Source organism: Shewanella sp. AC34-MNA-CIBAN-0136 (assembly GCF_040309945.1).
In the GTDB taxonomy this organism is placed as follows: Bacteria; Pseudomonadota; Gammaproteobacteria; order Enterobacterales; family Shewanellaceae; genus Shewanella.
In genome coordinates this window covers 19,188-44,606 of sequence record NZ_JBEOPJ010000010.1, presented here as the reverse complement: position 1 = coordinate 44,606, position 25,419 = coordinate 19,188, and the positions used below count along the sequence as shown (strand labels likewise).

The following is a 25,419-nucleotide window of genomic DNA, read 5'->3' as shown; positions in this document are numbered from 1 at the left end:
TTGAGCGATTTGTTAGGTTGCTTTGTTTTCCCACCGCCGTTTCCAATGTTTCCAGCTGTAATCATCACTATAACCTATAAGCGATGACACCATATCTTCTACCATTTTCTCTACATCAGATGAGACGGAGCCACCACATATAGTTCCTATTATAGTTCCGCCAGTGCCTGGGCCGGCAGGTTCTGAATGACTGCGATGCCAGCGGAAGCGTGAAGATATAATTTCTGAAAAAAACTCGTGCGGTTCCTGATCGTCAAATGCTTTTGTAGAGTAGAACTTTGACAGCCCAACTAACACCCCTTGCAGCCCATCAATGTAGTCATATGATGCCTGGTTCATTGTCGCAGTTACACCAGAGTCCCATTCTGGTTGAGCTTTGGCGAGCAGCTCAGTTTTTATATCGGGTATTGAGTCTAGATATGAATACAAGCTACTAATTGGAGGAATTAAATTTTCTTTAGAGGTATTCAATATAATTGCTCCTGCCATTTTACTTACAGCAAAAGTATCTGCTTCATCTCGTCGTTGTTTCACACGCAAAAGCCACTCATCACGATACTTCGTTACCAATGGGGCGGTTAAGTGCTTTCCAAACCCACCTCTTATCTGGGTTTCATCATGACAATCAAAGCACAGTACCGACAAATTGCTGATAGTGTTATTGCTTGGATTTTCATCTATATGATGTATCTGAACTCGCTTCCCCCTTTCTCGGCAAACACAACACGTCCGGTCTGACGTGAAAAGAATTTCAGCTGAAACATCAGGCGTGATTGCTTTTCTATTTTTTGGCACTATATCTCCCTCGAACCTAACGCTGCAAACACCGGCGCAGCTCCGCTGCATCCGAGTGCTTTGACTTGTTAGACTATCCCCTAAACTTCAGTTGCATCCGGGACATCATAGATATTATCTGTAATTTCACTCATTAAGCGATGATCTAAAAGGACTTGAAGGATAGTCCTTGCAGTTTCAGAACAAGGAACAATAGTATTGCTTGTGGAATCAAAATTAATACCCCAGCTTCTAGATGTGTTAACACGCATTAGGTTAGGTATAAAATTCGGATTATTGTAAATCCCTTTCTCTTCAATCACGCCCATTCGTCGTAGCTGTATTGAATTAGAACCTACATATTCAATAATTACCGAAATGTCGGTGAACAATCCACTAAATGAAGGTGAGGCTTGTAACTGGGTAAATGCTTCAACATATGCTTCGCGATGCTGCATTGATGATTCAAATCCACGTTTGTTTGCTATAAATATGGTGTTGTTAATTACATAGAAATCAAAATTTTTCTCAATTGAAAAACTATTATCTTCAACTCCAGCGAGCTCCCCATTAGAAAACACCATATTTATATATTTTTTGGGGTACGAAGTTTTCCATGTTGAAGTGGATCTCTTTACAGCATAAACAGTAATGCCATTTGAAATAAATTTTACAACATAACCTTTGGCACCTTTGAGATCTTTACTATCATCAATTCTATGCTCAGATTCCAAACGATCTATAAGTGTTTTCAACTTATTAAAATCAGTCGTATTTTGTTCGATAGTGAGGCAGCTACTTTCATTTGTCTGTGCAATATATGAATAAGGTGCATGCTCCGTAATTCTTGCAATCTCTATTTCAACAAACCCTTTTATTTGACTGTTTAATTCATTTTCAGTTTGAACATAAAAAGTTCTGAATCTTGCCGCTGAAGCGCTATCCTTAAAAACCCATAAATGTGGTATTGAACTAGAAAAATCAAATGATTTTAGTTGTTGAAAGTCAGATGTCATTGGCAGCCCCTTGTAATATAGAAATCTTGAATAGATTGGAATTGGTAGTATCCTGGAGTCAATACGCCTTTTTTCAATACTCTGACATCGCGTTCCTGTCCGTTTATTTGAATTTTTGCTTCGTACAACTTCCAGCCAAACATTAACAAAAGAGGGTTCATTATTATTTGCCCTGACTTGTAAGTAATGGCAAACATCCAAAATAGAAACACAGAAAAACCTAGTAGCTTTTCTGGAGCGTCATAACTTATTCCCATAAATGAAACGACATAGGGAAATACGTAATTAATAATATCGTTTGGAATTGTTTTCGAGCTTTTCACTTCACCTTCAAATGGGAAAGATATTTTCTTTAAAGAAAAGTTTGAAATGATAACTGAAACACACGTAACTAAAATGAAGGCCAAAGAAAGATATGGGTTGCTAAAGGGATTAAATGAACAGCTCCCTATGTCTGAAAGATCGCAAAATGACCTACTCCACCATGAAATAGGTATATCTTGCACAGCAAGAATCAGGGCCAACGGTAAATACGAGCCAATAAATATGATGAAACCTGACAGCAATCTAAATTGCATGATTATTAACCACTTGTGTATTCTCCGCGATATAGCTGGTCTGAACGCCTAACGTTTTAGTATTTGTGCGTTGCGCTGGTTGCATGGCACAAACCGCTTTTTGGACTTAGCCGATGTCGAGTCCAGGTTAATTGGTACGCTTTATGTTATAGAAATTTGCTTTTTTTGATGCTAGCTCTGAGCTGCAGAGCAGTTTTGAACTGAATATATGGTTTGATTTGCACGTGTTTCATTGAAATTCCCTTGTCATTATTGTGTTCCATCACATCTTTTTTAAGTCTAACTGATTCAATGAGGTAAATACACTCGGTTGAGCCAGAACTTGGCTCCGCGCAGCGGCTTAGTTCAACATTTGTATAGTGCGATCCATAGTCAGGAATTATTAAACCGTCGGTTTGATGCTAGCAGAGCGTTACGCCTGAAAACGGTCACGTTTTATGTGACTGCAGATCACCATCCTGCTATACATCTGTTGTCTTACTTTCTGGTTTTGAACATCTTAGTGGCTGAGGTATTTGTAGCTTTAATTGCGCTTTTGAAAGTCTTTAAAGTCTTATTAGAGTCATTCAATTCGTTGTTAAGCACCTCTATTACGTCAGCCCTTAAATCATTGAAACTACATAGGTAATCAATTGGTATTATATTTTCTGTTGGGTTGTAGTGATAATCTATTCCTTCCCACAATTTTTCAATAAGCTGAAAATATAGCTTTTCTAATCGAGCACTATTCGAGTCTGAGCTTATTACATAAAATTTATCCGTTGCTAGAACTAATTTTTTGTAATTTCAAGCATTTCCCTTCTGACGTGCAGTGCGTATTCTTCATTATATTCTTGTGATTTTATAAGCACTTTCTCTACTACATACATGCGTAAGTTGGCTATTTCACTTGTAATCTCAAGAATTACATCTCTTTTTTTATCCAATAGGTGTGTTCTTTTGCTACTCGAAGTTGCAACTAAAGCAGCAATAAATGCTGATAACACAATCGCTACTGGTGCTAGGTATGAAGTGAGAATGGCAGCACCAGAATTCTCTGTCTCGATGAATATCTGACAAACATCTAAGGTTTCTTTTACGCTCAATTGATTGTTCCTTTGTTATGCTAGCCACGTGATTTCAAGCCTCGAATGATATCTGAACGCCAATCCTTCTCATAGTTAAATTAACCGTGCCATATATGGACGTCTACCCCGTCATATGATCAGGCATGGATTCTTGCCTGATTTATTATTTCAGGTATGGAAAAATTCGATGAGTAATATATGAAGGGGTTACTGCTCTGACACGGAAAGGGGCAAAAACAAGTTTGAGTTACAAACGTAATTTAACCTCTACAGTAGTCTTATAAAGTAGCAGCCGATATTTCTTAGCCACTACTGCTAGTGATGTAAAAAAATTGTAAAATATCCGTCGGTTTGTGATTTAATTTACTTAGTTCTAAAATACACTCTATTGGAGGTTGTTTGTAAAAGTAGATATTGAGACAATTATCAACTGACATGTTTTTGATCAACTTTAATCATCTAGAGGTATTTTATCATGTAAAATTATAAACCCAAGCAGTTTAAGACGGCCTGGATTTACAATTAAAATAACATTGATAGGGAATTAACCTTTATCAAAAATAAAGTTCGCAATAAATTATAACCGCTAAAAGCTATAAGAGAATTTTGTCCTTAAATCAGTAGCATCTTTTTGATTATTTTCATAATCCAAGATTGAAAAATCAACTGATATACCGCAATTAGCTAGTTTACCATCAAATTGATATGCAAGATTAACCGTCCATTCATTTAAATCTTTTCCAACTATGGGATTGTCAAAAGATGTATAAAATAATTTACCTTTAACATTAGAGATAGTAGAACCTAACCCCAGTTGATACGAATTTGTGCCCGCTTCAAATGCAGCAACCCCCGCAGTTTTAGTAGTTGCAGTAAACTGATAATAAGCTCCTTGACCTATGCCTCTAAAAACTCTATTTTCTCCTTCATTTCCTCCAGCTAATGTATAACCAGCGAAAAAATCTACTCCCCCCTGGCTGAAACCTACTTTAAAGCCCAAAAGATCATTATCAACTAGTTCATTTTTATCCCACTTAGTTTTGTAGTACTGCACCGCAATATAACTGTTAAAGTTAGTTGGCAATGTATATTCTACATCCGCATAGAGTGCTTGGACTTCATTTATTACATTTGCGTACTGTGAGTTAATTTTAACTTTTTTAGCTATCCGTTTATTAACTTGTGCGTAAAAGACGCCATCATTGCCTATCTTATAAAAGTCGCCAGGGGAACCAGAACCATTATAATCAAAATCAACAAATTCATTATCAACATAAAATGATTTATCTGTTCGAGTCTGATATTTAGTCACATAACCAATCGAAATATCAGTATCCTCAAAATGACTTGAAGATACCTGATACATTTCAAAAGACTCTTTTATCAATCTTGAACCTGAGTTAGCGATCAAGGGTGATGAAAAGTGTTGTCTACCTCCAGAAAACACCGTACCACCAAACTGATATTTCAAAAAGGCTTCTGATAATACAAGACCTTGTGCGTTTATACTGCCCGCAGTTCTATCATCATCATCATTGATGTTACTAACGTATGATCCCTGTACTTCTCCTCCCAATTTAAACCCATTAAACTCTGATGTATTAAAAGTAACATTACCACCATTCACCCAAATCGAGCTATTCTCTGCATTTGAATCGTCAAAATCTTGTTCGAAATAGTACGATTTCGCTGTACCTCCAACATTACCATTGTGTATCCATTCAGAAAAATTTTCAATATCACCATTAGAGAATGCATTATTACTCATTGCTAATAGCACCAAAAAATATTTATTATATTTAAACATATAAACCTTATTAACGTTAAGTTACAAACAAGAAACTATATTGAGTAAAATAAAAACCGAAGATAAACAAATAAATTACAAATCCAATCAATAATACAAATAAAAAAATTTTTAACAGTGATCTATTTCACAACAAAAAATATTAAACCCACAAAAATAACAAATTAAAATAAGACATAGGTTTAAAACCAAAGTTAAAAACCTAGGTGGAAAAAATATAAAAAAGCACTTAAAGCAAAGATTTAAAATAACAAAAAATATTAAATTAATATCAATAACGTTAATTCGATCAATATAAAATAAACTACAAACATTACAATAAAAATAGATAAACACATTTAAACAAAATATATTATCTCACAAAAAAACAACATAGGAAGATTCATATCATGATTAAAAAAAATATTCTATTAGGACTTATAATTGCATTTTCAAGTCAATCATATGCCACAACAATAAATTCAGAAACGTTTAAAAACTTAGACTATAAGAGTGCTGTTACAACAGCACATACACTATACAAAAATAATGAAGGGATAATGATAAAAGTTTTACCCAATAGAATAGTTGCAACTTTCTCAGATGGTAAAAGTAGTTCTGTAGCAATACCAAAAGATCAATTCTTTCTTTCAATAGCTCCGTACATTAATAGCTCTCATCCATGTACTAATCATGTTTTAACAGGTTGTACCGGTGAGATAAAAAATCAAGTAATGAAAGTTGTCATGATTGATACTGATACAGGTGAAACATTAATAGACAAAAAAGTGACGACACAACGTGATGGATTTATAGACTTTTGGGTTCCAAAAAATAAAAATTTAGCATTCAATATTTATCTTAAAGCAAAAGACGGAAGCGAAAGAGTGGCGAGAGAGGTACTGTCTACTTTTAATAACGATAGAACTTGTATTACTACTATGCGACTTATTGAAAGTTAATATTTGAATGCAAAATCAAAATAAGACTGGAGTTATTCCGGTCTTTTTTTATATAAAAAAATGGAAATCCTTTTCCATAAAATATCATGCATTAACATGATCCGAGTCTTTGTGGTTTTCTTGGGAGCACCTACAAAGAAGCTCAAGATAATCCCTTATCTGGTTGATGAAACTTTTATTAGTTACGACCAGTGCACGTGGGTTATTTTCCAATGACCATCCGCTTGTTTAATTAACACAAGCGTTTCCATGGTCATTGAGTCAATACTTTTACCTTTATATTCACCTTGGGCGTGACTTATTGACGTTGAAATAGCAATGTCACCTGTAATCGTTATTTGGTGTTCTTTTGGCGTTATGGTTAACCCTTTTAAGTAGGCCATATCTGCAAGCATGTGATGATTGGCATAATCCGTAAGTGAACGTTCTACTTTTCCACCTTCATAAATTTGCACATTGGCTGCTAATGACTGCCTGACAATAGCCTCATTGCCCGTTTGTAATGCAGCATGAAATTGTTTGACAACATTACCCGCGGCGGAATCAACACCGATAAACGCTTTTTGTTCTATAGGGTGAGTTTCATCACCATGGGCGAAGCTCAATGAGCTTTGTCCTGCGGACATCAGTAATATCCCGGTGGTTATGAGTATTGCTAAAGGGCTATTATTCATTTTTATCTCTCTGTTAATTTATAGTGATTATCCAAGGCTCATAGGACCTAGCACGCTCGAAAGTACCGCTGTTGTCGCTAATATCAGTACTGCTATTAATGCTTCTAATCCAATCGATTTTTGTAGTTTTTGTTTTGCGAGTGATGGGTTCGCAATCGTTAATTTCGGTACTAAAACCAATTTATGCCATGCTGCTATAAGTAAAATGATAGCCACCAAACAGAGCTTGATGGTGACCGCAATACCATAATTGGAACTGAATAATTCTGTGGGACTATCAAACAACATCCACACCATTCCCATGCCTGAAAGCAACACTAGAATGACAATCACTATGCCTAAACGACCAAATGTATCCATGACATTTTTTATGACGATGTTGTCATCACTGTGGTCATCGGTGCTGCATAATTTCCATAATGGATAAAAAGCGCCTATCCAACTGCCAATGATCAACACGTGTATCAATATTAAGCCTTGAGCAAGCAATCCCAGTTCAGTGCTGTGGCCAATAAAAGTAAACGTGACAGCAATTAACAGACAGCTGAGAATCGCTAATATCGCAGAAAACGTTTTGATATAGCGGTTCTTATGTAACAGTAAACCACTAGCCACTAGCATTAACCCAAAGCCGATTAAGCGCCAAAGCACCGTTTGTCCTACCTGGGTTGGCCACAGAAAAGCATGCATCTGCGCATCGAATATTCCCATCAAGCCGTTTTCAGCAAAAGCCCCTACTTGAGCAAAATAATTGATACTAACGGCAATCAATCCCAACACGGCACCTAGGCCGATATATTTTGCAACGCTAATACCAAGGTTCGGTTGACCCTTAATGAGATATTGCATCAATGTGCCGCCAATAACGGCGGCAACGCTTAGATAGATAACCCATTTAGATATCAACACCGATATTTCAAATACGGTTAATATCATGTTTACTCATCCACTTATTGATGTGCAGTGTGCTCGCTAGTCTCATGCTCCATTGTCATAGGCGGTGCACTGCGAGTGTTCATGCCAGAGTCGTGAAGCATAAAGCTCATGTTGCCTTTCATCTTATGACCGTCATCACCCATGATCATCCAGTTAACCGTGTAATTAGCTGCGCTTAATGCTGGTAGAGCGAATGAAAATGCTGCTTGGCTGGTCGCACTTGAAGGTAATGTTAGCGGTACGCTTTGCTGCTTCTCATCTTGCATTGTTAATTTGACCAAACGTACCGGAGCCGTAAAGGTCAGTTCAAGCGTTGTTGGGGCTTGACTTAGCATGGCACCGTTAGCGGGCATAGAGCTGCCCAGTCCGACATGAGCAAATGCTGAAGCACTCAGGAATAGACTTGTTACGACTAAAACGTTGTTAAATAATTTCATGATATTTCCTTTTATATTGTTTTTAACGATCGAAAAACGGTTTACATAAATGATTAAATATTGGCTTAGCTAACATCTTGGCGCCAAGCTTATAACTCAGTGTACGAACGAGATCTTAGAACCACGCGCTAAAACCAATAACAAACTGGGTTTCTTGTGTATCTTCCCCTTCACTTCGGGCGTAATCGGCGGTATTACCGAGCTTCTGACGCCAATCCACACCGATATAGGGTGCGAACTCTCGAACAATCTCGTATCTCAATCGCAGCCCAGCACTCACGTCAGATAAGCCTGAGCCTATTCCAAGTTCAGCATCGTCCTTACCAAATAAATTAACTTCTACTTCAGGTGTTAATATCCACTTTTGAGTGATTAACAGTTCATATTCTGCACTCAAACGCATAGCCGTACGGCCTTGTTCACCGATGAATAAAGCCGCGTCAATATCAAAAAAATATGGCGCTAACCCTTGAACCCCAATCACAGCCCAATTACGGTTCGGAGTCGGTTTGATATCGGTTTTAATACCGAATTGTACATCCCAGTATGGTGCGATGGGCTTACTGTAAAGAGCCTGAATTTCAAGATCTTGCTTATCACTATTTGAATATTCACCTTCAGTTTTAAGCCACAACTTATTCAAATCGTAACCTAACCAGGCTTGTGCACTAAACTGGGTAGGATCTTGCGGATCCACGCCTTTTTCAAATTGATCCAGCATGACTTTTGTTAATAGAGGGTCATCATTACCGCCGGCAAACACAGCTGAGCTAGTCAATGTGGCGCTCAGACTCAACAGTCCCAAGGCCATTAAATTCGTTTTATTCATCTGTATTCCCCTTATTTCACCACGACTTTTCTGAACATGCCTGGCATGTGGAATAACAAGTGGCAATGATATGCCCATTGCCCTTTTGCATCGGCGGTGACTAAGTAACTGATCTTAGAGCCCGGCTGAACTAATACCGTGTGCTTACGGGGAATAAAATCAGCATCGCCTGTCTCTAACTCACTCCACATACCATGCAAATGCATAGGGTGAGTCATCATCGTGTCGTTCACCAAGGTGATCCGCAGTCTTTCTCCGTATTCAAACTCTAATGGCGCGGCGTCCATAAATTTCACCCCATTCACAGACCACATATATCGGTTCATATTGCCGGTTAAATGCAGTTGAATTTCGCGGCTAGGTTGGCGTGTGTCATAGGTAGGATGTAAGCCTTTAATATCACCATAGGTTAATACTTTGCGATTGAATTGCTGTTGATGGTCACGCAGCCCAATCCCGGGATCGTGTAAACCACTTTTTGGCGCATCGGCACGCATATCCACTTGTGGGCCGAACTCGGTGTCAATGTGCTTAATTTCATTGTTACTGCCAAAGCCTGCAAGCCCTAGTCCTGAGACTGTCGCTTTCGTAGCGTCCATGGTCATCTTGCTGTGATCCATGCCAGGCATATCACCGCCGTCCATGGCCATTTTGCTGTGATCCATGCCAGGCATATCACCGCCACCCATAGCCATCTTGCTGTGATCCATGCCAGGCATATCACCGCCGTCCATAGCCATCTTGCTGTGGTCCATGCCAGGCATATCACCGCCACTCATAGCCATTTTGCCATGATCCATGCTTGACATATCACCGCCGCCCATAGCCATCTTGCTATGATCCATGCCTGACATATCACCGCCACCCATGTCCATTTTGCTATGATCCATACCGCTCATATCCATGTCACTCATATCCATGCCCATATCACTGTGGCCAAGGACAGGCCTTGGATCCATTGGGGGAATAGGAGCATGTAAACTGGCATCTGAGGTAAGGTTACCTACCGTAAAGCCGGTGCGGTCGATACTCTGAGCAAAAATACAGTAGGCATTATCAACCTCTGGCTCAATAACCACATCATAGGTTTCAGCAACACCTATTCGAAATTCATCCACAGATACAGGTTGAATGTTCTGACCATCACTGGCAACAACACTCATTTTGAGACCCGGTATACGCACATCAAATATGGTCATAGCAGAACTATTTATAAAGCGTAAACGCACCTTCTCACCTTGTTCAAACAATCCTTGCCAGCCCTGTTGCGGAGGATTGCCATTCATTAAATAGGTGTAAGTTGAACCCGTAACATCAGATATGTCTCTGTCACTCATGCGCGCGTTATTCCACATCGAACGAGCGTTCCACGTATTGGCTAAGCCATTTTTATTCACGTCAGAGAAAAAATCCATTACCGTACGCTCACGGTAATTATAGTAGTCAGCTTGTTTCTTTAATTTGGCATAAATGTTTTCAGGGGCTTCGTCAGACCAATCAGACAGCATGATCACATAGTCACGGTCATATATGACCGGATCGGGAGTCGCAGGATCAATCACAATAGCACCGAATAAACCGGTTTGTTCTTGATAGCCTGAATGACTGTGATACCAATATGTGCCACTTTGCTGGACGGTAAATTGATACTCAAATGTTTCACCGGGTTTAATACCATCAAAGCTAAAGCCAGGCACACCGTCCATTTCGGTGGGTAAAATAATACCGTGCCAGTGAATAGAACTATCATGGTCGAGATTATTTTTTACTCTTAAGGTAACTGTTTCACCTTCTTTCCAACGTAATAACGGCGCGGGCAGTAATTGGTTGACCACAGTCGCTCGAGCAGATTTCCCGGTAAAATTAACCATTTTATAGTCAATTGATAAGTCGAACACTTTGCCAGAAAGCTGGCTCAACGATTGGCTTAACGCATTGGCAAAGGCATTTTTAGGGAAAGGGATCGACATCAATGCCAACATGGCGGATGCACCAAACACAAACCGGCGTCGGCTGTTGTTGAGTTCACTGTTTGTCGTTTGAATCATGGGTTTTATCATGTATTGAGATTTCATTGCACAGACTCCTCAAGCGAGTTCACTTGGGCGTAAACCTGGCTACTGCCATCATTATTCAACAGTAAGACTTGGTATGGCATAAATTTATCTTGGTACTCCATACCAGGGCTGCCCACAGGCATAGCGGGTACGGTTAGGCCGATAGCATCTTTAGGGGGGGTGGCTAAAAAACGACTAATGAATTTTGCAGGGATATGCCCTTCAAACACATAACCTTGAGATGACACTGCGGTATGGCAAGATTGCATTGAAGCAGGAATACCCTTTGACTGTTTAAACTCATAAAGGTTGTTAATATTGTGGGCATCAACATTAAATCCACGCTCACTAATATGAGTAAGCCATTTCTCACAACAGCCACAATTGGCATCTTTATAAACAGTGAGTAATGGCGCCGTAGTGCCGGGATCCGCTGCATGGGCAGGTAACATCCCTCCCATAATTTGCAGAATAAAAATAGTACCTATGACACGAAAAAAACGAATAGAATTGCGATATAGAGCAGACATAATATTGCCTCCAAATCAAATTTCGTCACATTAAACAACGCGGTTTAATGTCAGTTTATTAACCGAAAAAGTTAAAAAATTGAAACTACATGATTGGCTAGGACAGTTAGCAAAAAAAAGGCGTAACTGTGCCTATGTTAGGCAAATATTGGAGGACGGTATAAAGATGAAAAATACTGAGGCATTAGTGCTGAGGTAAACATTGTTGCAGAATTAACTAAGCTGACTTCTGATTTAAGCGTTGGCATTGCCATCGTTAAAGCGACGGATAAACATGAGCCGACAGGACAATGGCACGCTTGGGCGCAGCAACTATCATCCGCACCATCGTTCATATCCATGTTCATATTCATTTGCATGCTAGCGTCATGACATGCTTTGCCATTTTCAGCAGGCATATTTGAAGTCGTCATTGAACTCATTGGCATAGTACCAGGCATAATCACAGACGCAAAAGTTTGACCGACAAACGTCAGTAAAACAAACATCATGATTAAATGGACTCTACGCAAAATATATCTCCAATGATTACAAATTAATGATAATAAGAAAAGCTTAGTTTAGCAATGAATATTTTATTAAACATATTACATTAGATAGTTATTAGATCGTCATTCAAATAACTATAATTAAAATTAATTAAATATAAAAATATAACGATGCAGATAGTTTTATCTGCATCGTTTTTTTAATCAACTCAACACTATCGTTCCTCATGTCTCAATTGAGTACGACGCCATAAAAAGAACACAACAGGAACAATTAATAGTGTCAGTATTATTGCACTGACCATTCCGCCTACCATTGGCGCAGCAATTCGACTCATCACCTCGGAACCTGTTCCAGTACCATAAAGGATAGGTAATAATCCAGCTATGATTGCTGCTGCGGTCATCATTACAGGACGTACGCGCATACCTGCACCTTGAATAACAGATTGAGTCAACTTTAGTTCATCAAATTTTTCTAGCTGCTGTGAACTATGATCAATCGCTTCTCTATAGGCTTGGTTTAAATAGACAAGCATAATGACGCCAATTTCGACAGCGACACCCGCCAATGCTATAAAACCTACCCCTACAGCAACTGAAAAATTGAAACCTTGTATATACATTAACCAGATACTACCCACCATGGCAAAAGGCAATGTACCCACAATAATTCCTACTTCAACAACATTGCGGAAATTCATGAACAATAAAATAATGATAATAAATAAAGTAAATGGTACTACGTAAGTAAGCTTCGCTTTAGCTCTTTCCATATACTCATATTGACCAGCCCAGGTAATAGAGTAACCGGCAGGTAATACCAATTTATCATTCACAACTTTTTGGGCTATTTCAACATAACTACCGATATCGACATCTTCAATATCGATATAAGCCCAACCATTAAGGCGAGCATTTTCACTTTTAATGCCTGGTGGTCCATTTTCGATAACGATATCCGCTACATCCCCTAAAGAAATCCTCAAACCTTGCGGAGTGACGATAGGCAATAAAGCTAATGCTTCAGGAGAATTTCGATAATCCTGAGGATAGCGTAAATTAATTGGATATCGTTCTAAGCCTTCAACTGTTTGTGAAATATTCATACCACCGATCGCTGTAGCCACAACTTGTTGAACATCCGCTATATTTAAACCATACCGGGCTGCATTTTCCCTTTGGATATCAACTTTGATATATCGACCACCTGCAACCCTCTCAGCATAAACTGACGCAGTCCCTTCAACATTTTTTAGGATTTCCTCTAATTGTTTACCTATTTGCTCAATTTCATTGAGACTAGGGCCAGCAATTTTAATGCCTACAGGCGTTTTGATCCCTGTCGCTAACATGTCAATTCGGGTTTTAATTGGCATTACCCATGCGTTCGTCACACCGGGTAACTTTACTAATGAGTCTAATTCTTGTTTTAAACTCTCAGTCGTCAGGCCTTCTCTCCACTCACTTTTGGGCTTAAGCTGAATAAACGTTTCCACCATTGTTAGAGGTGCAGGATCCGTTGCAGAGTCTGCTCGGCCAACCTTGCCAAATACGGTTTTAACCTCGGGTACTGTGTAAATTAACTTATCCATTTGTTGCACTAATTGGCGAGCTTTACCAATAGAAATACCAGGGTAAGTGGTCGGCATATACATTAGATCGCCTTCATCTAATGGAGGCATAAACTCACTACCAATTTTATTTAGCGGCCACACACCAATTGCCAACACAAATAACGCAAATAGGAGGGTTATCTTCGGGAAAGCCAGTACTTTTTTCAACACTGGCATATATACAGCAGTTAACAATCGATTAACGGGGTTTTTGTGTTCAGGAAGCACTTTTCCCCGAATAAAGTATCCCATTAGCACTGGTACTAAGGTAATAGCTAACGCTGCCGATGCAGCCATTGCGTAAGTTTTAGTAAATGCAAGTGGTGAAAACATCCTTCCCTCCTGTGCTTCGAGGGTAAATACCGGTAAAAAACTAACAGTAATAATCAGTAGACTAAAAAATAATGCAGGGCCAACTTCGCTGGCAGATCGCGCAACGATCTGCCAACGGTTTTCAGGCGTCAATGGCGTTCGTTCCATATGTTTATGCATATTTTCAATCATGACGATGGCACCATCGACCATGGCACCAATTGCAATAGCAATACCACCTAAAGACATGATATTGGCATTTAAACCCTGCAAGTGCATGATAGTAAAAGCGCTTAGAATCCCTACAGGCAAACTAACGATCGCCACAAGCGAAGATCTTACATGCGCCAAAAAGACCATACAGACTAAAGCAACGACTAAAAATTCCTCTAACAGTTTAAACCCTAAGTTTGATACGGCTCTCTCAATCAAACCACTGCGATCGTAAACGGTCACCACTTCCACGCCCTCAGGAAGGCCTTTCTTCAATGTCTCTAATTTAGCTTTAACGCCATCAATAGTCTTTTGTGCATTTTCACCAAATCGCATCACAATAATGCCGCCAACCGTCTCACCTTCACCATTGAGATCGACTACACCTCGGCGCATTTGCGGTCCAGTCCCTATATCCGCAACATCTTTTAACAGTAATGGGGTGCCATTATTGTTAACGCCTAAAGGGATATTGCCTATATCTTCCTTATTCTCAAGATACCCTGTTGTGCGAACCATATATTCTGCTTCAGCGATTTCGACAACTGAGGCACCAATCTCTTGATTACCGCGGTTAATCGCCATTTGAATAGCCGTTAAAGGTATTCCAAAGGCACGCAATTTATCAGGGTCTACCTTAATCTGATACTGTTTGACCATCCCACCTAGAGCACTCACTTCAGACACGCCTGGGACAGTTTGTAATTCATACTTTAAAAACCAGTCCTGTAGACTGCGTAACTCACTAATATCGTGCTTACCTGTTCTATCGACGAGTGCATATAAATATACCCAGCCCACTCCTGTTGCATCAGGGCCTAATTGAGGTTTTGCATTATCCGGTAACGTTGAAACGACTTGACTGAGGTACTCCAACACACGACTACGAGCCCAATATAAATCGGTTTCTTCATCGAAGATGACATAGACATATGAATCACCAAAAAATGAGAAGCCCCTGACCGTTACTGCTCCTGGCACAGACAGCATAGCCGTCGTCAATGGATAAGTGACTTGATCTTCAACCACTTGAGGGGCTTGACCTGGATAACTTGTTTTAATGATTACCTGAACGTCAGATAAATCAGGCAAAGCATCAATAGGGGTATTTTTAAGAGAAAATAAACCCGCGCCGACGAGAATGGCACTGGCAAGCAAGACAAAAAATCTGTTCGCAACAGACCAACGTATAATTGATTCAATCATGACTATTCTCCCAACTCCATTCCTGAATGATCAGCTTGATGTGTTGTGTTAGAAACATCATCCGTGGTTTTGGGATTGTGTATATTTACCACTTTGACCGCGCCATCTGATGTTTTTTCTAATTCAATATGAAGCACAGCACCAACGGTAAATACAGAGAAATCCACACTGTCATCAACAGTAAAGTCCATGGTCATTTGTGGCCATTCCCATTCACTGACAGCTTGATGGTCCACATTAATCATTCGATGTGCAGCCATTAAACTATTTACTTTTGCTTCTACCCAAGCGGTTTCTGATGTGATGGCTTGAATATTTTCTTGCTCATCTTCTGGTGCTGTCATACGTTTAAGATCAGAGGTTTTATTTGATTCAGAATCCAATAAAAATTGTGCAGACGAGACTACAATATCTCCCTCGTACAGCCCTGATTCTATTTGAATGCTGTCACCATCTAATCGCCCTAACGTTACCGCTACAGATTTATATTTACCTTCACCGAGGGCAAGTACAACTCGATCAGAGTTTCCTGTTCTAATAACTGCCTCCCTTGGTAACAGTAATACGTCCTCTTCACTTCGTGTTTTTATCGACACTTGTGCAAACATATTTGGCTTTAATGCCGCATTGGTATTATCGAAACGCAATCTCACTTTTAGCGTTCTTGTTTTACTGTCTAATGTCGGATAGACGTAATCTACTTTGCCCTGCCAAAATTGACCAGGCAGGTAATCTAATTTCATTTCAACAGCTTGGCCAACTTTAACCATATTAGCTTGGCGTTCAAAAACCTCGGCTTCGACCCATACTTGTGATAATGAAGCAATTGAAAACATTGTCATACCCGGTTTAACAAACGATCCTTCCCGTATATTCAAATTATCAATAACACCACTTTGAGGGGCATAAAATGTAATATTTTGTTTGACCGTTCTATTCTTACGTAGCGCTTTAATCTCCGCGTTTGGTATTAATAGCGCTTTCAATCGTTCTTCAGATGCAGTAATCAAACGCTGATCTTTTCGATTTAAAGCTAATAACATTTCCTCTTGTGCATTAACTAAAGCTGGAGAGTAAATTGAATATATTGGTTGCCCTTTAACGACCGGATCACCAGAAGCTTTGACATAAAGTTCTTCAATCCATCCTTCAACTCTTGGATTAATATGAATAAGGTGGTCTTGATCATACTGGACATAACCCACTGTTTTAATATTATTTTGTAGTGTTCCTAAAGTGACTTGAGTTGTGCGAACACCCAGTTTATTAATCACAGCGGGTGAAATTGAAATTGCACCCGGTCCAAAATCTGTCGAGCCAGCTGCATCTTCGTACACTGGTATCATGTCCATACCCATGGGTGATTTCCCGGGTTTATCGCTACGAAAATTAGGATTCATAGGTGCGACCCAATATGATGGCTTAGCTTTTGCTTTGTCCTCTGAAACTACTTGATTCTGTGGTGTATATAGGATTGATGCACTAATACCAGTAAGAATACCGATAACTAATATGCTGATCATTTTCAAATTGCTGTTCATTTTACTTCTCCATCAACATAAGATTTATGTGAGATGCTAACTGGGCCCACTTTAGGGGTAAAAAAATAGTTCAATTGAACTTTAACTTTCTGTAAATCAACGTTAATGGCCAAAGCATCTAATTGAGTATTTAATTGAGCAATGAGGGAACGTACGACTTCAGCGAAATCACCCTTATCATTTGTGTAAGCCGTTAGCGACGCATCTGCTTGATCTTGCATTTGAGGTAATAAAAAATCGTTATAGAGTGTCTGACGTTGTTCCAATTTAAGAAGTTGCGCTTTCGCAGTACCGTATGACGCCATCATGTTTCGAAGCAGTAACCACTTTTCCGTTTTAATTGATTCCGATTGATAAATAGCGGCTTGAACTTGCTTGTCTTGTTTTGACGAAGTAAATATTGGTAAATCAAAACTCACACCAATTGATAGCAAATCATCGCGAGAATTACCCATAGGATCATTGCCTCGATAACTGTATCCAGCATTTACACCCCATTCTGGCTTATACAATTGCTTTTTTAACTCGACACCTTTTCGGCTTGACTCAATTCTTTGCTCCAATGCTGAAATGAGTGGATGAACAGAGAACGCTTCATACAGAGACTGTTGGTAATGTTGGCTTTTTTCCTCATCGAAATAAAGATTAGGATTCGTTAGTTTAATTTGAGGAAGTATATTAGGGACGGTAAACGTCGAAAATAACAGCTCATAATCTTGTTCATGACCTATTCGATATTCATCAACAAATGCCTTACCAACCCATTCAGATAATTTCTGTTTAAACATATCTTCTTGCTGGGCCAAAACGGTCAGCTTATCTTCAAGACGGGTCACCTCTAACTGAGCACGAATAATATCCTGCTGATTAGATTTAACTAAAGCAGATGAATACCCAGCTTTAACAACATCTGATAGTTGTTCAAATAAGTTCCGATTGCGCTCAATCAGTGCAATGCTCTCTTGCGCTTTATATACATCAAACCAAATTTGAGCTGTGGTGACACTTAACTTTGCTCGTCTATCTTGTCTTAAGAAAGGATATTGTTCAGCCGTTAACTCAAGTTGTTGTTGGCGTAAACTTAAGCTATCCCCACGGGGAAACATTTGAGTGACACCAATTTTCATTTGAGTCATTGCTTCTTGTCCAAAATCAAAAGTGTTTATGGACAAATTAGCTAAACCAACACTGATTTTTGGATCTGGTAAAGTTCCTGCCGCGATACTCTCAGATTTAATAGCATCTTGTTGAAATTGATTACTGACTAACCAGGGATCGTTTGATTGAGAGAGATAAACTGCTTCTTCCAGTGATAATGTCTGTACTGGTTCTGCCGCATATACCGCAGCGCTAATACCAATAAAGGACATCACTACTATTAGAATATATTGAGTGTAAATTTCACCCAATTTCTTGTAAATTAAAGACATAAAGCCTCCAAATTAATCACCAATGCTCGAATTGAATTCGAACAAAGGTAATATCTTGTTAATTTATTTTAAAAAAGATAAATGAACAGGAAGACGATCAAAAATTGATCAAGCCTTTCCTATCTAACAAGAAAATATTGGAGGACGATATAAAGAAGAGTTATATTGCGGAGTCGTATTTTGAGTCAAACCAGATATAAAACTACTCAAACTTGAGATGGTTACTGATTGGACAATTTTCATTTCAAGGGCAATTGAAAAACAAGTACCTATCGGACAATCACATTGATTATCACAACAATCAGGAATGTCAGCGGTAGATGTTTTAACGGCATCAGCATCTGATGTTAATTGGTGATGGCAAGCGTTAGTCGCAGCGGTATTCACTGGATTTGATTTACTTAACATTGAATTCATATCAGAGGGGCATGGCAAAATCACAGACGCAAAAGCTTGACTGACAAATGTCATCAAGATAAGCATCACTGTGATAATTCGCATACGACTCAAGATAAAACTCCAATATAATTAGTGCTATTAATGTTAACTCAACTTGACTAAATCATCCTAGTTAACTGTAGTGTTTTTTTACTTTAAACTACTGATACTTGACATAGATCACACTTCGAATGCTCTTACTAAAAGATAGTCAGTATCGATAAAAATTAACATCTAATTGTCTTAACTTATCTTGGATCCTGGTGGGGGTTTGTGGCAACTATGTGGTTGATGATTTGCATTATCTTTGATGTTTTGATCCACAAATTGGTAGTAACTTTCCTTCACATGAGTCCACCAATCGTTATGAATATTAGCACCATGCTTTCTGATAACCGCTTCAATACCTTCTAAATTGATATGGCTGGCATCATAGGTTAGATAAATAGATCCCGATTTGTCATTATAAATCACTTCTTCTATGCCAAACAGTTTGTCTATCTCAGTCTTTAATGCTTCTAAATTTTGATTATCTACTCCAGTTAATCTTAGGTTTCTGACAACTAAAGTGGCTTCTTTAACGCCCGGTCTATGTTCAAAATCACTCATAATGTCTCTCTTAATCATTAACTCATCATTTTTCTGATGATTTAGGTAAAAAGTAATTAACAAAAAATGGCCAATTTTCTAACCTAGACCGTAAACAGCTTAGGTTAGAATTAAGATATTGATTACAAAGTTCAAAAAGGCTCATTTTAATACTGCTATTATCTTCATCATTGATACCAACATATTGAAAAATACGCATGGATATCTAGTGTTTACTCAACAATCAATACACCTTTATACATTTGCATCTGACAATGAAATGGATACTCCCCCTTTTCCAGAGCCGGTAATGATATCGTCGTGGGCTTATCCAGCGCTAAATCCTGGCTAATCTCCAAGTCGGGTAGCAGGACTGTGGCTGAACATCCGGATTTATCTTGGCGTAAAAAAGTTATCTCTGTTGGTGTATTAGCCGAAATTTTAATTCGTGCAGGCGTATACACACCGTCTTTAACCAGTATCAATGTACTAGCGTCAACACTAGAATCTTTTGTCGGTTTATATAGCCAAAACCACCAAATGATAAAACCGATTAATGCGATACACAGTAAATTAATTAACATATTGAAGCTCCTAGTGTTCTTTGGCTTTAAACAAACGTAAACGGTTAGCGTTACTCACTACGGTAAGTGATGAAAAGGCCATCGCAGCCCCGGCAATCACTGGATTTAGCAAAATACCAAAAACAGGGAAAAGCACACCTGCTGCTAAGGGAATACCCGCGACGTTGTAAATAAACGCGCCAAACAAGTTTTGTTTAATGTTGCGCAGCGTTGCTTTACTAATGGCTATCGCATCGGCTAAGCCATGAAGTGATCCGCGCATTAAGGTAATATCAGCGCTTTCTATCGCCACATCAGTGCCTGTTCCAATAGCAAAGCCAACATCGGCTAACGCTAATGCGGGGGCGTCATTAATCCCATCGCCGGTCATACCAACCACTTCATTTTGTTGCTGAAGTTCAGCCACTTTATTGGCTTTATCTTCTGGCATGACTTCTGCGAAAAAATCATCAATACCGACTTTTTTAGCCACTGCGGCGGCGGTCGCTTTATTGTCCCCGGTTAACATTATCACTTTGATGCCACTGCGTTTCAGTCTCGCAATCGCTTCGATTGAATCAGGCTTTATCGGATCTGATACCGCAATAATGGCCAGTAATTGCCCTGCAAGCGCTAAATACATTGGTGTTTTAGCATTTTCAGCTAACACTTGGGCCTTAGCTTCATTGAATCCAATATCAATATTTTTGTCTTGCATTAATTTTAGATTACCAAATAATAATATCTGGCCATCCACTTCAGCTTCTACACCTTTACCTGAAATGGCATTGAAGTGCTCAGTGTTAATGGCTTCAATACCTCTATCATTCGCACTTTCAACAATCGCTTGCGCGAGTGGATGTTCGGAGTGACTTTCAATTCCAGCAGACAAGGCAAGTACCTGCTCTTCACTGTCTGCATTAACCAAAATAATATCGGTAACTTGCGGTTTACCTTCGGTAATAGTGCCGGTTTTATCTAATACCATGGCGGTTATTTTAGACGCGGTTTGCAATGCTTCACCGTTCCGAATAAGCACTCCCGATTCAGCCGCCTTACCAACGCCGACCATCACTGACATTGGCGTTGCGAGTCCTAACGCACAAGGACAAGCAATAATTAATACTGTTGTTGCAGACACGATGGCAAATACACTCGACGGCTCGGGGCCAAAGTTAAACCACACCATGGCACTGACTATAGCGATGATCATAATGGCGGGCACAAAGTAAGCGGCTATAACATCAGCTAAACGTCCAATCGGCGGCTTAGAGTTTTGCGCCCGTTTGACCATACTAATAATGCGCGCCAGTGCAGTATCTTTACCTACACGAGTTGCTTTAAATATGATTGAGCCTGATTTATTCAAGGTGCCAGTGACCACATCGTCACCGATCACTTTTTCAACAGGCATTGGCTCACCAGTCAACATTGATTCATCAATGGTGCTGTTACCTTCAATAACCACCCCATCAACTGGGATTTTTTCGCCAGGGCGAACTTTAACGTGATCATTAAGTAATACATGAGCAATATCGATGTCGAGGTCTTTTCCATCACGGATTACCCGAGCAGTTTTAGCTTGCAAACCAATAAGACGCTTAATCGCTTCAGAGGTTTTACCGCGCGCTTTAACTTCGAGTGCTAAACCAAGATTAATTAAACCAATAATCATTGCGGTCGCTTCAAAGTAAACATGCCTTGCCATCTCGGGAAATAATTGTGGAAATGCAACTATCAACATAGAGTAAACCCAAGCAGTACCGGTACCTAAGGCAATGAGGGTATCCATATTGGCGTTATGGTTTAAAAATGATTTCCATGCACCGATATAAAAATGCCTACCTGATATCAGCATAATCGCAAGAGTCACCACACCAACCAGTCCCCACACCACTTGTTCGAATAGGGTTGATACCGTCATTTCGCCAATAAACAGTCCATAAATCATCAACGGAATACCGACGGACAAAGCGATAATGGTATGGCGTAATAAACTTTTATAATGTTGTAAATCAGCCTGTTCTTTCTCGTTCATGGCATCTTCTGCCGACTCCGCCTGTATTTGAGTAGCATTATAACCAGCGCTTTCAACCGCTTTTATAATCAACTCGGCAGATGCTTTACCGTTAACCAGTACCGTTCTGTCCGCAAAATTCATCTCGGCCGAATCAACGCCTTCTACGCTGTTAATCGCTTTTTCAATTTTGCCAACACAACTCGCGCAGCCTGCGCCGAGGATATTGAGTTGCATAAGTGAGTTTTTTGTTTGATTCATTACTTAACCTCCGTTGACGCTAATATAATGTGGTCAAGCTGAGTAACTGTTGTTGTCTGAATATCAGCTTGATGTGTACTGTCAATCAAATGGCAAACCATATTTCCTGTAGGCAAGTTATCTGGCATAGTTGACCATTGTTCAACGGCCTGAAAAAGTCTTGCTCTTAATTTCATTGTTTTATTAAATTGTTCTTCAGTTTCATCTAACTTTTGTTTTACTAATTCACGTACAAGGTGGCATGCACTTTCACCATGGTCAGTGTTAGAAAAAATCAACTTAATTTCTTCAACCGAAAAATCAAGCTGACGAGAACTTATGATAAATTGCATACGGCTCAAATCTTTCTCGCCATAATATTTATATCCATTATCAGGTGACTTACAGGGAGAGAGTAGACCTATACGAGTATAAAATCTAACAGTGTCACTGGTTACATTGAGTTTTTTAGCTAATTGATTAACCTTCATAAAACCTCTGAAAACACTAAATTTATTTTCAGACACCAATTTGCGGTTCGATGACTCGTCCACTTTTTAGTAGTCTATTTATAAATTGAGGGTGCAGATTAATAGCACCCTCACAGTGGTGCTAATGACTCATCATTTTTCTATGTTGCTTCATGATAATAGCCATCAATTCTTCGTGATTTACTAAGGTGACAGTTTCATTACTCATACTTGCACTATTAAGAGTTATGACTGGAGATGAAATGAAGCTTTTTGCATTTTTCGCAGATAAAATATCCTTTGTACTAACCTGAATATCTTCATCATTTGTTAAATTTAAACTCCAATATAATGAGTCTGACTTAACAAAGTTAGTATCATCTGCTCCCGCAGTGAATACTTCAAAAAAACGTAATTCGACTAAATGCTGTCCTTGTTTGATATCAATTGTGCTCGACCGTTCAGTTGGCTGCCCATCAATGGATGTAAATACTAAATAGTCCGGCAATGAAATAGTGGCGGCCATAGACATAGAACTAACAGCAGATAAAAGTGTAATTGCGATAAATTTTTTCATGAGAAACTCCAGATGCTTTATGATGCTCATAAGTAAACGAGCAACGAAAATCTTTATAAATTAATATAGGTGGTTAATTAAAATAAAGAATTAAGCAATTGGAGGGGGATTTTGACTTCCAAGCGAAGCCGGAGTTGATATCCATAAAGTCGAGTTAACTTTAGAACTTGTGAATAGATCATTAACTAAATTTGAATCTGATAACAAAACAAATGCATTAGCGACTGCATGGCAATGGCTAATACAGTGGCTTGAATCTTCGGGACAACAGTTATCGGTATCATCACAATCATTGTCCATCATAACTGAATGTGACATAGAGCTAGTTTGCATACTTGATTCGGACATTTCGCTAGACATAGCATTATTTGGCATTAATAACTGTGTTATTAATGTCAATATAACTGCTAAATTTAACAAAATCTTAGTCATGCAATTGTATCCAGTTGAATTATGTGATTAACCTTAGCAAATTTTAGAATCTAATTCCATGACATAAGTCACAATCCTAGGTCTATTAAAAGAGTCAACTTACTATCTATTTCCAGTAGTAAATTATGCGTTCTCTGAATGATTTAATTTCATAACATGGTTAACCCCCCCTAACCCCATGTCTTTGAATACTGTATTTTGTCTAAAACCGCACATACCCCAAAATACGAAAAGCATTCTGAAAAACTCACAGTCAAGATTTTTTGAACAATAGAACACGTTGTATGCAACAACCAATAATAAGTTTAAGTATCTGATTAGCAAATACTTAAATTGGAAACTTTTACTATTAATATGACATTTTGAACTTTTAAAACATAGACAATTTGTAGTTGAATGAAAATATTACGTTTTCCATTAATTAACAGTACTAGCTTAATTCTATACATTGTTCTAAGTCACATTTATATTCAAGAAATTACCAGAGCTACCCCTTAATAGGTATCATTAGATAAATTTCATATACTCAGGGCGGCTTTATGACGATTTGTAGAACAATGTTTTTATCCTCTATTTTTTTACTTAGCGCATGTGGGAGTGATTCAGATAGTGCTGTGACGGTAGCAGAACAAGTATTACCTCAGGGACAATTCTCTTTAGCTATTTCTGATTCACCTATGGATGGAGTTTCCCATGTTGGTATGGTCATGGGAGAACTGGTCATGACTGATGCTGAGGGGGTAATCCATAGACATGATTTACAGGATATGGCATTTAACCTGCTCGATTTTCAGGGATTGGATAGCCATCTTGTAGTCGATAATATCGACTTACCTCTGGGTCAGTACCATGATGCCTATGTCACCATCCAACAGGGCGATGGCAATGACGGCTGCTATGTTGAAGATGGCCAGGGTCGACATGGTTTGTATGTTGACAATGGGCAGCTTCCTGTTTCAGATTTTGAAATAGTAGCTGACCAGCATATTTCCATCACGATGGAAATTGACTTATATCGTGGCCTATCATATCAACAAGGAGAATACCATTTAGATCATCAAGCTATGTGGTCCGTCGATAATCGGTATATGGGCCACTTGTTGGGTGAAGTAGATCCTCAATGGATCGCCGATTGCGAGACAACTTACTCCGACCGGACTCCGATTGGGGGACAATTTAGTCACATGGCCTATCTGTATCCTGAAGAGATAACTAATATTGATCAAATGACAGATATGAGAACCAATCCTCCTGAGGCGGTAACTCTACCGACTGCGGTAAGTCCTATGATGCAGGATATTGACGGCAACTGGCACTTTGCCATGGGTTATTTGCCAGCTGGAAACTATCGGGTCGGCTACAGCTGCTTAGGTCATTTAGATGACCCTGTCACCGATGATATGACTAGTGGTCAATTTGTCATGTTCAAAGATTCTGGTTCAATTACTATAGAAACAGGAACACAGGGAGGCCAGCAGACAGTGCATGAGTGCGGTAACGGCAATGGTGGTCATCACGGACACCATGGCGGCTAGCCAAATGAGTCAGGCTCCCATTCACTTGGGAGCCTCCACGACCAAAAAGATAGTAAGCCATGTTAATGATGATTATCATTAAATCGAAATATGAGCAGATGCCCTGA

The 25,419-nt window shown here is 39.1% G+C and carries 23 protein-coding genes; 2 read left to right on the top strand and 21 right to left on the bottom strand.

The window, feature by feature from the left end; translation table 11 throughout:
- Window positions 1–12: 12 nt before the first annotated feature.
- From AAEY94_RS11565 to AAEY94_RS11545, 5 genes are all read right to left on the bottom strand, one after another.
- Window positions 13–795 (bottom strand): HNH endonuclease signature motif containing protein, encoded by a 783-nt coding sequence (locus AAEY94_RS11565; protein ID WP_350978886.1) that lies wholly within the window; start codon window positions 793–795, stop codon window positions 13–15.
- A gap of 80 nt (window positions 796–875) precedes the next feature.
- Complete coding sequence (locus AAEY94_RS11560; protein ID WP_102036764.1) at window positions 876–1,790, bottom strand: DUF4868 domain-containing protein; 915 nt, start codon at window positions 1,788–1,790, stop codon at window positions 876–878.
- The gene (locus AAEY94_RS11555) at window positions 1,787–2,368 is read right to left on the bottom strand and encodes a KwaA family protein (protein ID WP_102036765.1); all 582 of its coding nucleotides are present in this window, start codon (window positions 2,366–2,368) and stop codon (window positions 1,787–1,789) included. The genes AAEY94_RS11560 and AAEY94_RS11555 overlap by 4 nt, the downstream gene beginning before the upstream one ends.
- 770 nt (window positions 2,369–3,138) lie before the next feature.
- Entirely contained in the window at window positions 3,139–3,453 is a 315-nt protein-coding gene (locus AAEY94_RS11550; protein ID WP_102036766.1) for a hypothetical protein, read from the bottom strand.
- A gap of 568 nt (window positions 3,454–4,021) precedes the next feature.
- Window positions 4,022–5,203, bottom strand: coding sequence for an OprD family outer membrane porin (locus AAEY94_RS11545; RefSeq protein WP_102036767.1), 1,182 nt, complete (start codon window positions 5,201–5,203; stop codon window positions 4,022–4,024).
- Between the two features lie 428 nt (window positions 5,204–5,631).
- Here AAEY94_RS11545 and AAEY94_RS11540 point away from each other — a divergent pair, with 428 nt between their 5' ends.
- Window positions 5,632–6,183: a CueP family metal-binding protein gene (locus AAEY94_RS11540; protein WP_182723855.1), complete on the top strand. Its 552-nt coding sequence runs from the start codon at window positions 5,632–5,634 to the stop codon at window positions 6,181–6,183.
- Between the two features lie 182 nt (window positions 6,184–6,365).
- On the opposite strand, the gene AAEY94_RS11535 is transcribed toward AAEY94_RS11540, so the two are convergent.
- The 16 genes from AAEY94_RS11535 to AAEY94_RS11460 form a co-directional block, all read right to left on the bottom strand.
- Window positions 6,366–6,809, bottom strand: a complete 444-nt coding sequence (locus tag AAEY94_RS11535) for a YybH family protein (protein WP_124018413.1) — start codon at window positions 6,807–6,809, stop codon at window positions 6,366–6,368.
- A gap of 75 nt (window positions 6,810–6,884) precedes the next feature.
- Window positions 6,885–7,793 (bottom strand): CopD family protein, encoded by a 909-nt coding sequence (locus AAEY94_RS11530; protein ID WP_182723856.1) that lies wholly within the window; start codon window positions 7,791–7,793, stop codon window positions 6,885–6,887.
- A 14-nt stretch (window positions 7,794–7,807) separates the two neighbouring features.
- Entirely contained in the window at window positions 7,808–8,230 is a 423-nt protein-coding gene (locus tag AAEY94_RS11525; RefSeq protein ID WP_124018400.1) for a copper resistance CopC family protein, read from the bottom strand.
- A 115-nt stretch (window positions 8,231–8,345) separates the two neighbouring features.
- Window positions 8,346–9,059: a copper resistance protein B gene (locus AAEY94_RS11520; RefSeq protein ID WP_102036661.1), complete on the bottom strand. Its 714-nt coding sequence runs from the start codon at window positions 9,057–9,059 to the stop codon at window positions 8,346–8,348.
- A gap of 11 nt (window positions 9,060–9,070) precedes the next feature.
- Window positions 9,071–11,134, bottom strand: coding sequence for a copper resistance system multicopper oxidase (locus tag AAEY94_RS11515; protein WP_182723857.1), 2,064 nt, complete (start codon window positions 11,132–11,134; stop codon window positions 9,071–9,073).
- Window positions 11,131–11,646 (bottom strand): DUF411 domain-containing protein, encoded by a 516-nt coding sequence (locus AAEY94_RS11510; protein ID WP_182723858.1) that lies wholly within the window; start codon window positions 11,644–11,646, stop codon window positions 11,131–11,133. The genes AAEY94_RS11515 and AAEY94_RS11510 overlap by 4 nt, the downstream gene beginning before the upstream one ends.
- A 137-nt stretch (window positions 11,647–11,783) precedes the next feature.
- Complete coding sequence (locus AAEY94_RS11505) at window positions 11,784–12,158, bottom strand: hypothetical protein (protein ID WP_220492622.1); 375 nt, start codon at window positions 12,156–12,158, stop codon at window positions 11,784–11,786.
- Window positions 12,159–12,349: 191 nt separating this feature from the next.
- Complete coding sequence (locus tag AAEY94_RS11500; protein ID WP_123884666.1) at window positions 12,350–15,481, bottom strand: efflux RND transporter permease subunit; 3,132 nt, start codon at window positions 15,479–15,481, stop codon at window positions 12,350–12,352.
- Window positions 15,482–15,483: 2 nt separating this feature from the next.
- The gene (locus tag AAEY94_RS11495) at window positions 15,484–17,022 is read right to left on the bottom strand and encodes an efflux RND transporter periplasmic adaptor subunit (protein ID WP_102036990.1); all 1,539 of its coding nucleotides are present in this window, start codon (window positions 17,020–17,022) and stop codon (window positions 15,484–15,486) included.
- Entirely contained in the window at window positions 17,019–18,452 is a 1,434-nt protein-coding gene (locus tag AAEY94_RS11490) for a TolC family protein (RefSeq protein ID WP_123884664.1), read from the bottom strand. Before AAEY94_RS11490 ends, AAEY94_RS11495 begins: the two co-directional genes overlap by 4 nt.
- A 123-nt stretch (window positions 18,453–18,575) precedes the next feature.
- Complete coding sequence (locus AAEY94_RS11485) at window positions 18,576–18,962, bottom strand: hypothetical protein (RefSeq protein WP_182723859.1); 387 nt, start codon at window positions 18,960–18,962, stop codon at window positions 18,576–18,578.
- A gap of 171 nt (window positions 18,963–19,133) precedes the next feature.
- On the bottom strand, window positions 19,134–19,499 hold the full coding sequence (locus AAEY94_RS11480) for a cation transporter (RefSeq protein ID WP_123884662.1): 366 nt from the start codon (window positions 19,497–19,499) through the stop codon (window positions 19,134–19,136).
- Between the two features lie 212 nt (window positions 19,500–19,711).
- Window positions 19,712–20,062, bottom strand: a complete 351-nt coding sequence (locus AAEY94_RS11475; protein ID WP_037425971.1) for a cupredoxin domain-containing protein — start codon at window positions 20,060–20,062, stop codon at window positions 19,712–19,714.
- Window positions 20,063–20,072: 10 nt separating this feature from the next.
- The gene (locus AAEY94_RS11470) at window positions 20,073–22,319 is read right to left on the bottom strand and encodes a heavy metal translocating P-type ATPase (protein WP_182723860.1); all 2,247 of its coding nucleotides are present in this window, start codon (window positions 22,317–22,319) and stop codon (window positions 20,073–20,075) included.
- The gene (locus AAEY94_RS11465) at window positions 22,319–22,789 is read right to left on the bottom strand and encodes a MerR family transcriptional regulator (RefSeq protein WP_182723861.1); all 471 of its coding nucleotides are present in this window, start codon (window positions 22,787–22,789) and stop codon (window positions 22,319–22,321) included. Before AAEY94_RS11465 ends, AAEY94_RS11470 begins: the two co-directional genes overlap by 1 nt.
- A gap of 121 nt (window positions 22,790–22,910) precedes the next feature.
- Window positions 22,911–23,345, bottom strand: coding sequence for a DUF2057 family protein (locus AAEY94_RS11460; RefSeq protein WP_102035780.1), 435 nt, complete (start codon window positions 23,343–23,345; stop codon window positions 22,911–22,913).
- 971 nt (window positions 23,346–24,316) lie between these two features.
- On the opposite strand from AAEY94_RS11460, the gene AAEY94_RS11455 reads away from it, so the two are divergent.
- Window positions 24,317–25,312: a DUF4382 domain-containing protein gene (locus AAEY94_RS11455; RefSeq protein ID WP_102036182.1), complete on the top strand. Its 996-nt coding sequence runs from the start codon at window positions 24,317–24,319 to the stop codon at window positions 25,310–25,312.
- The last annotated feature ends 107 nt before the right edge of the window (window positions 25,313–25,419 follow it).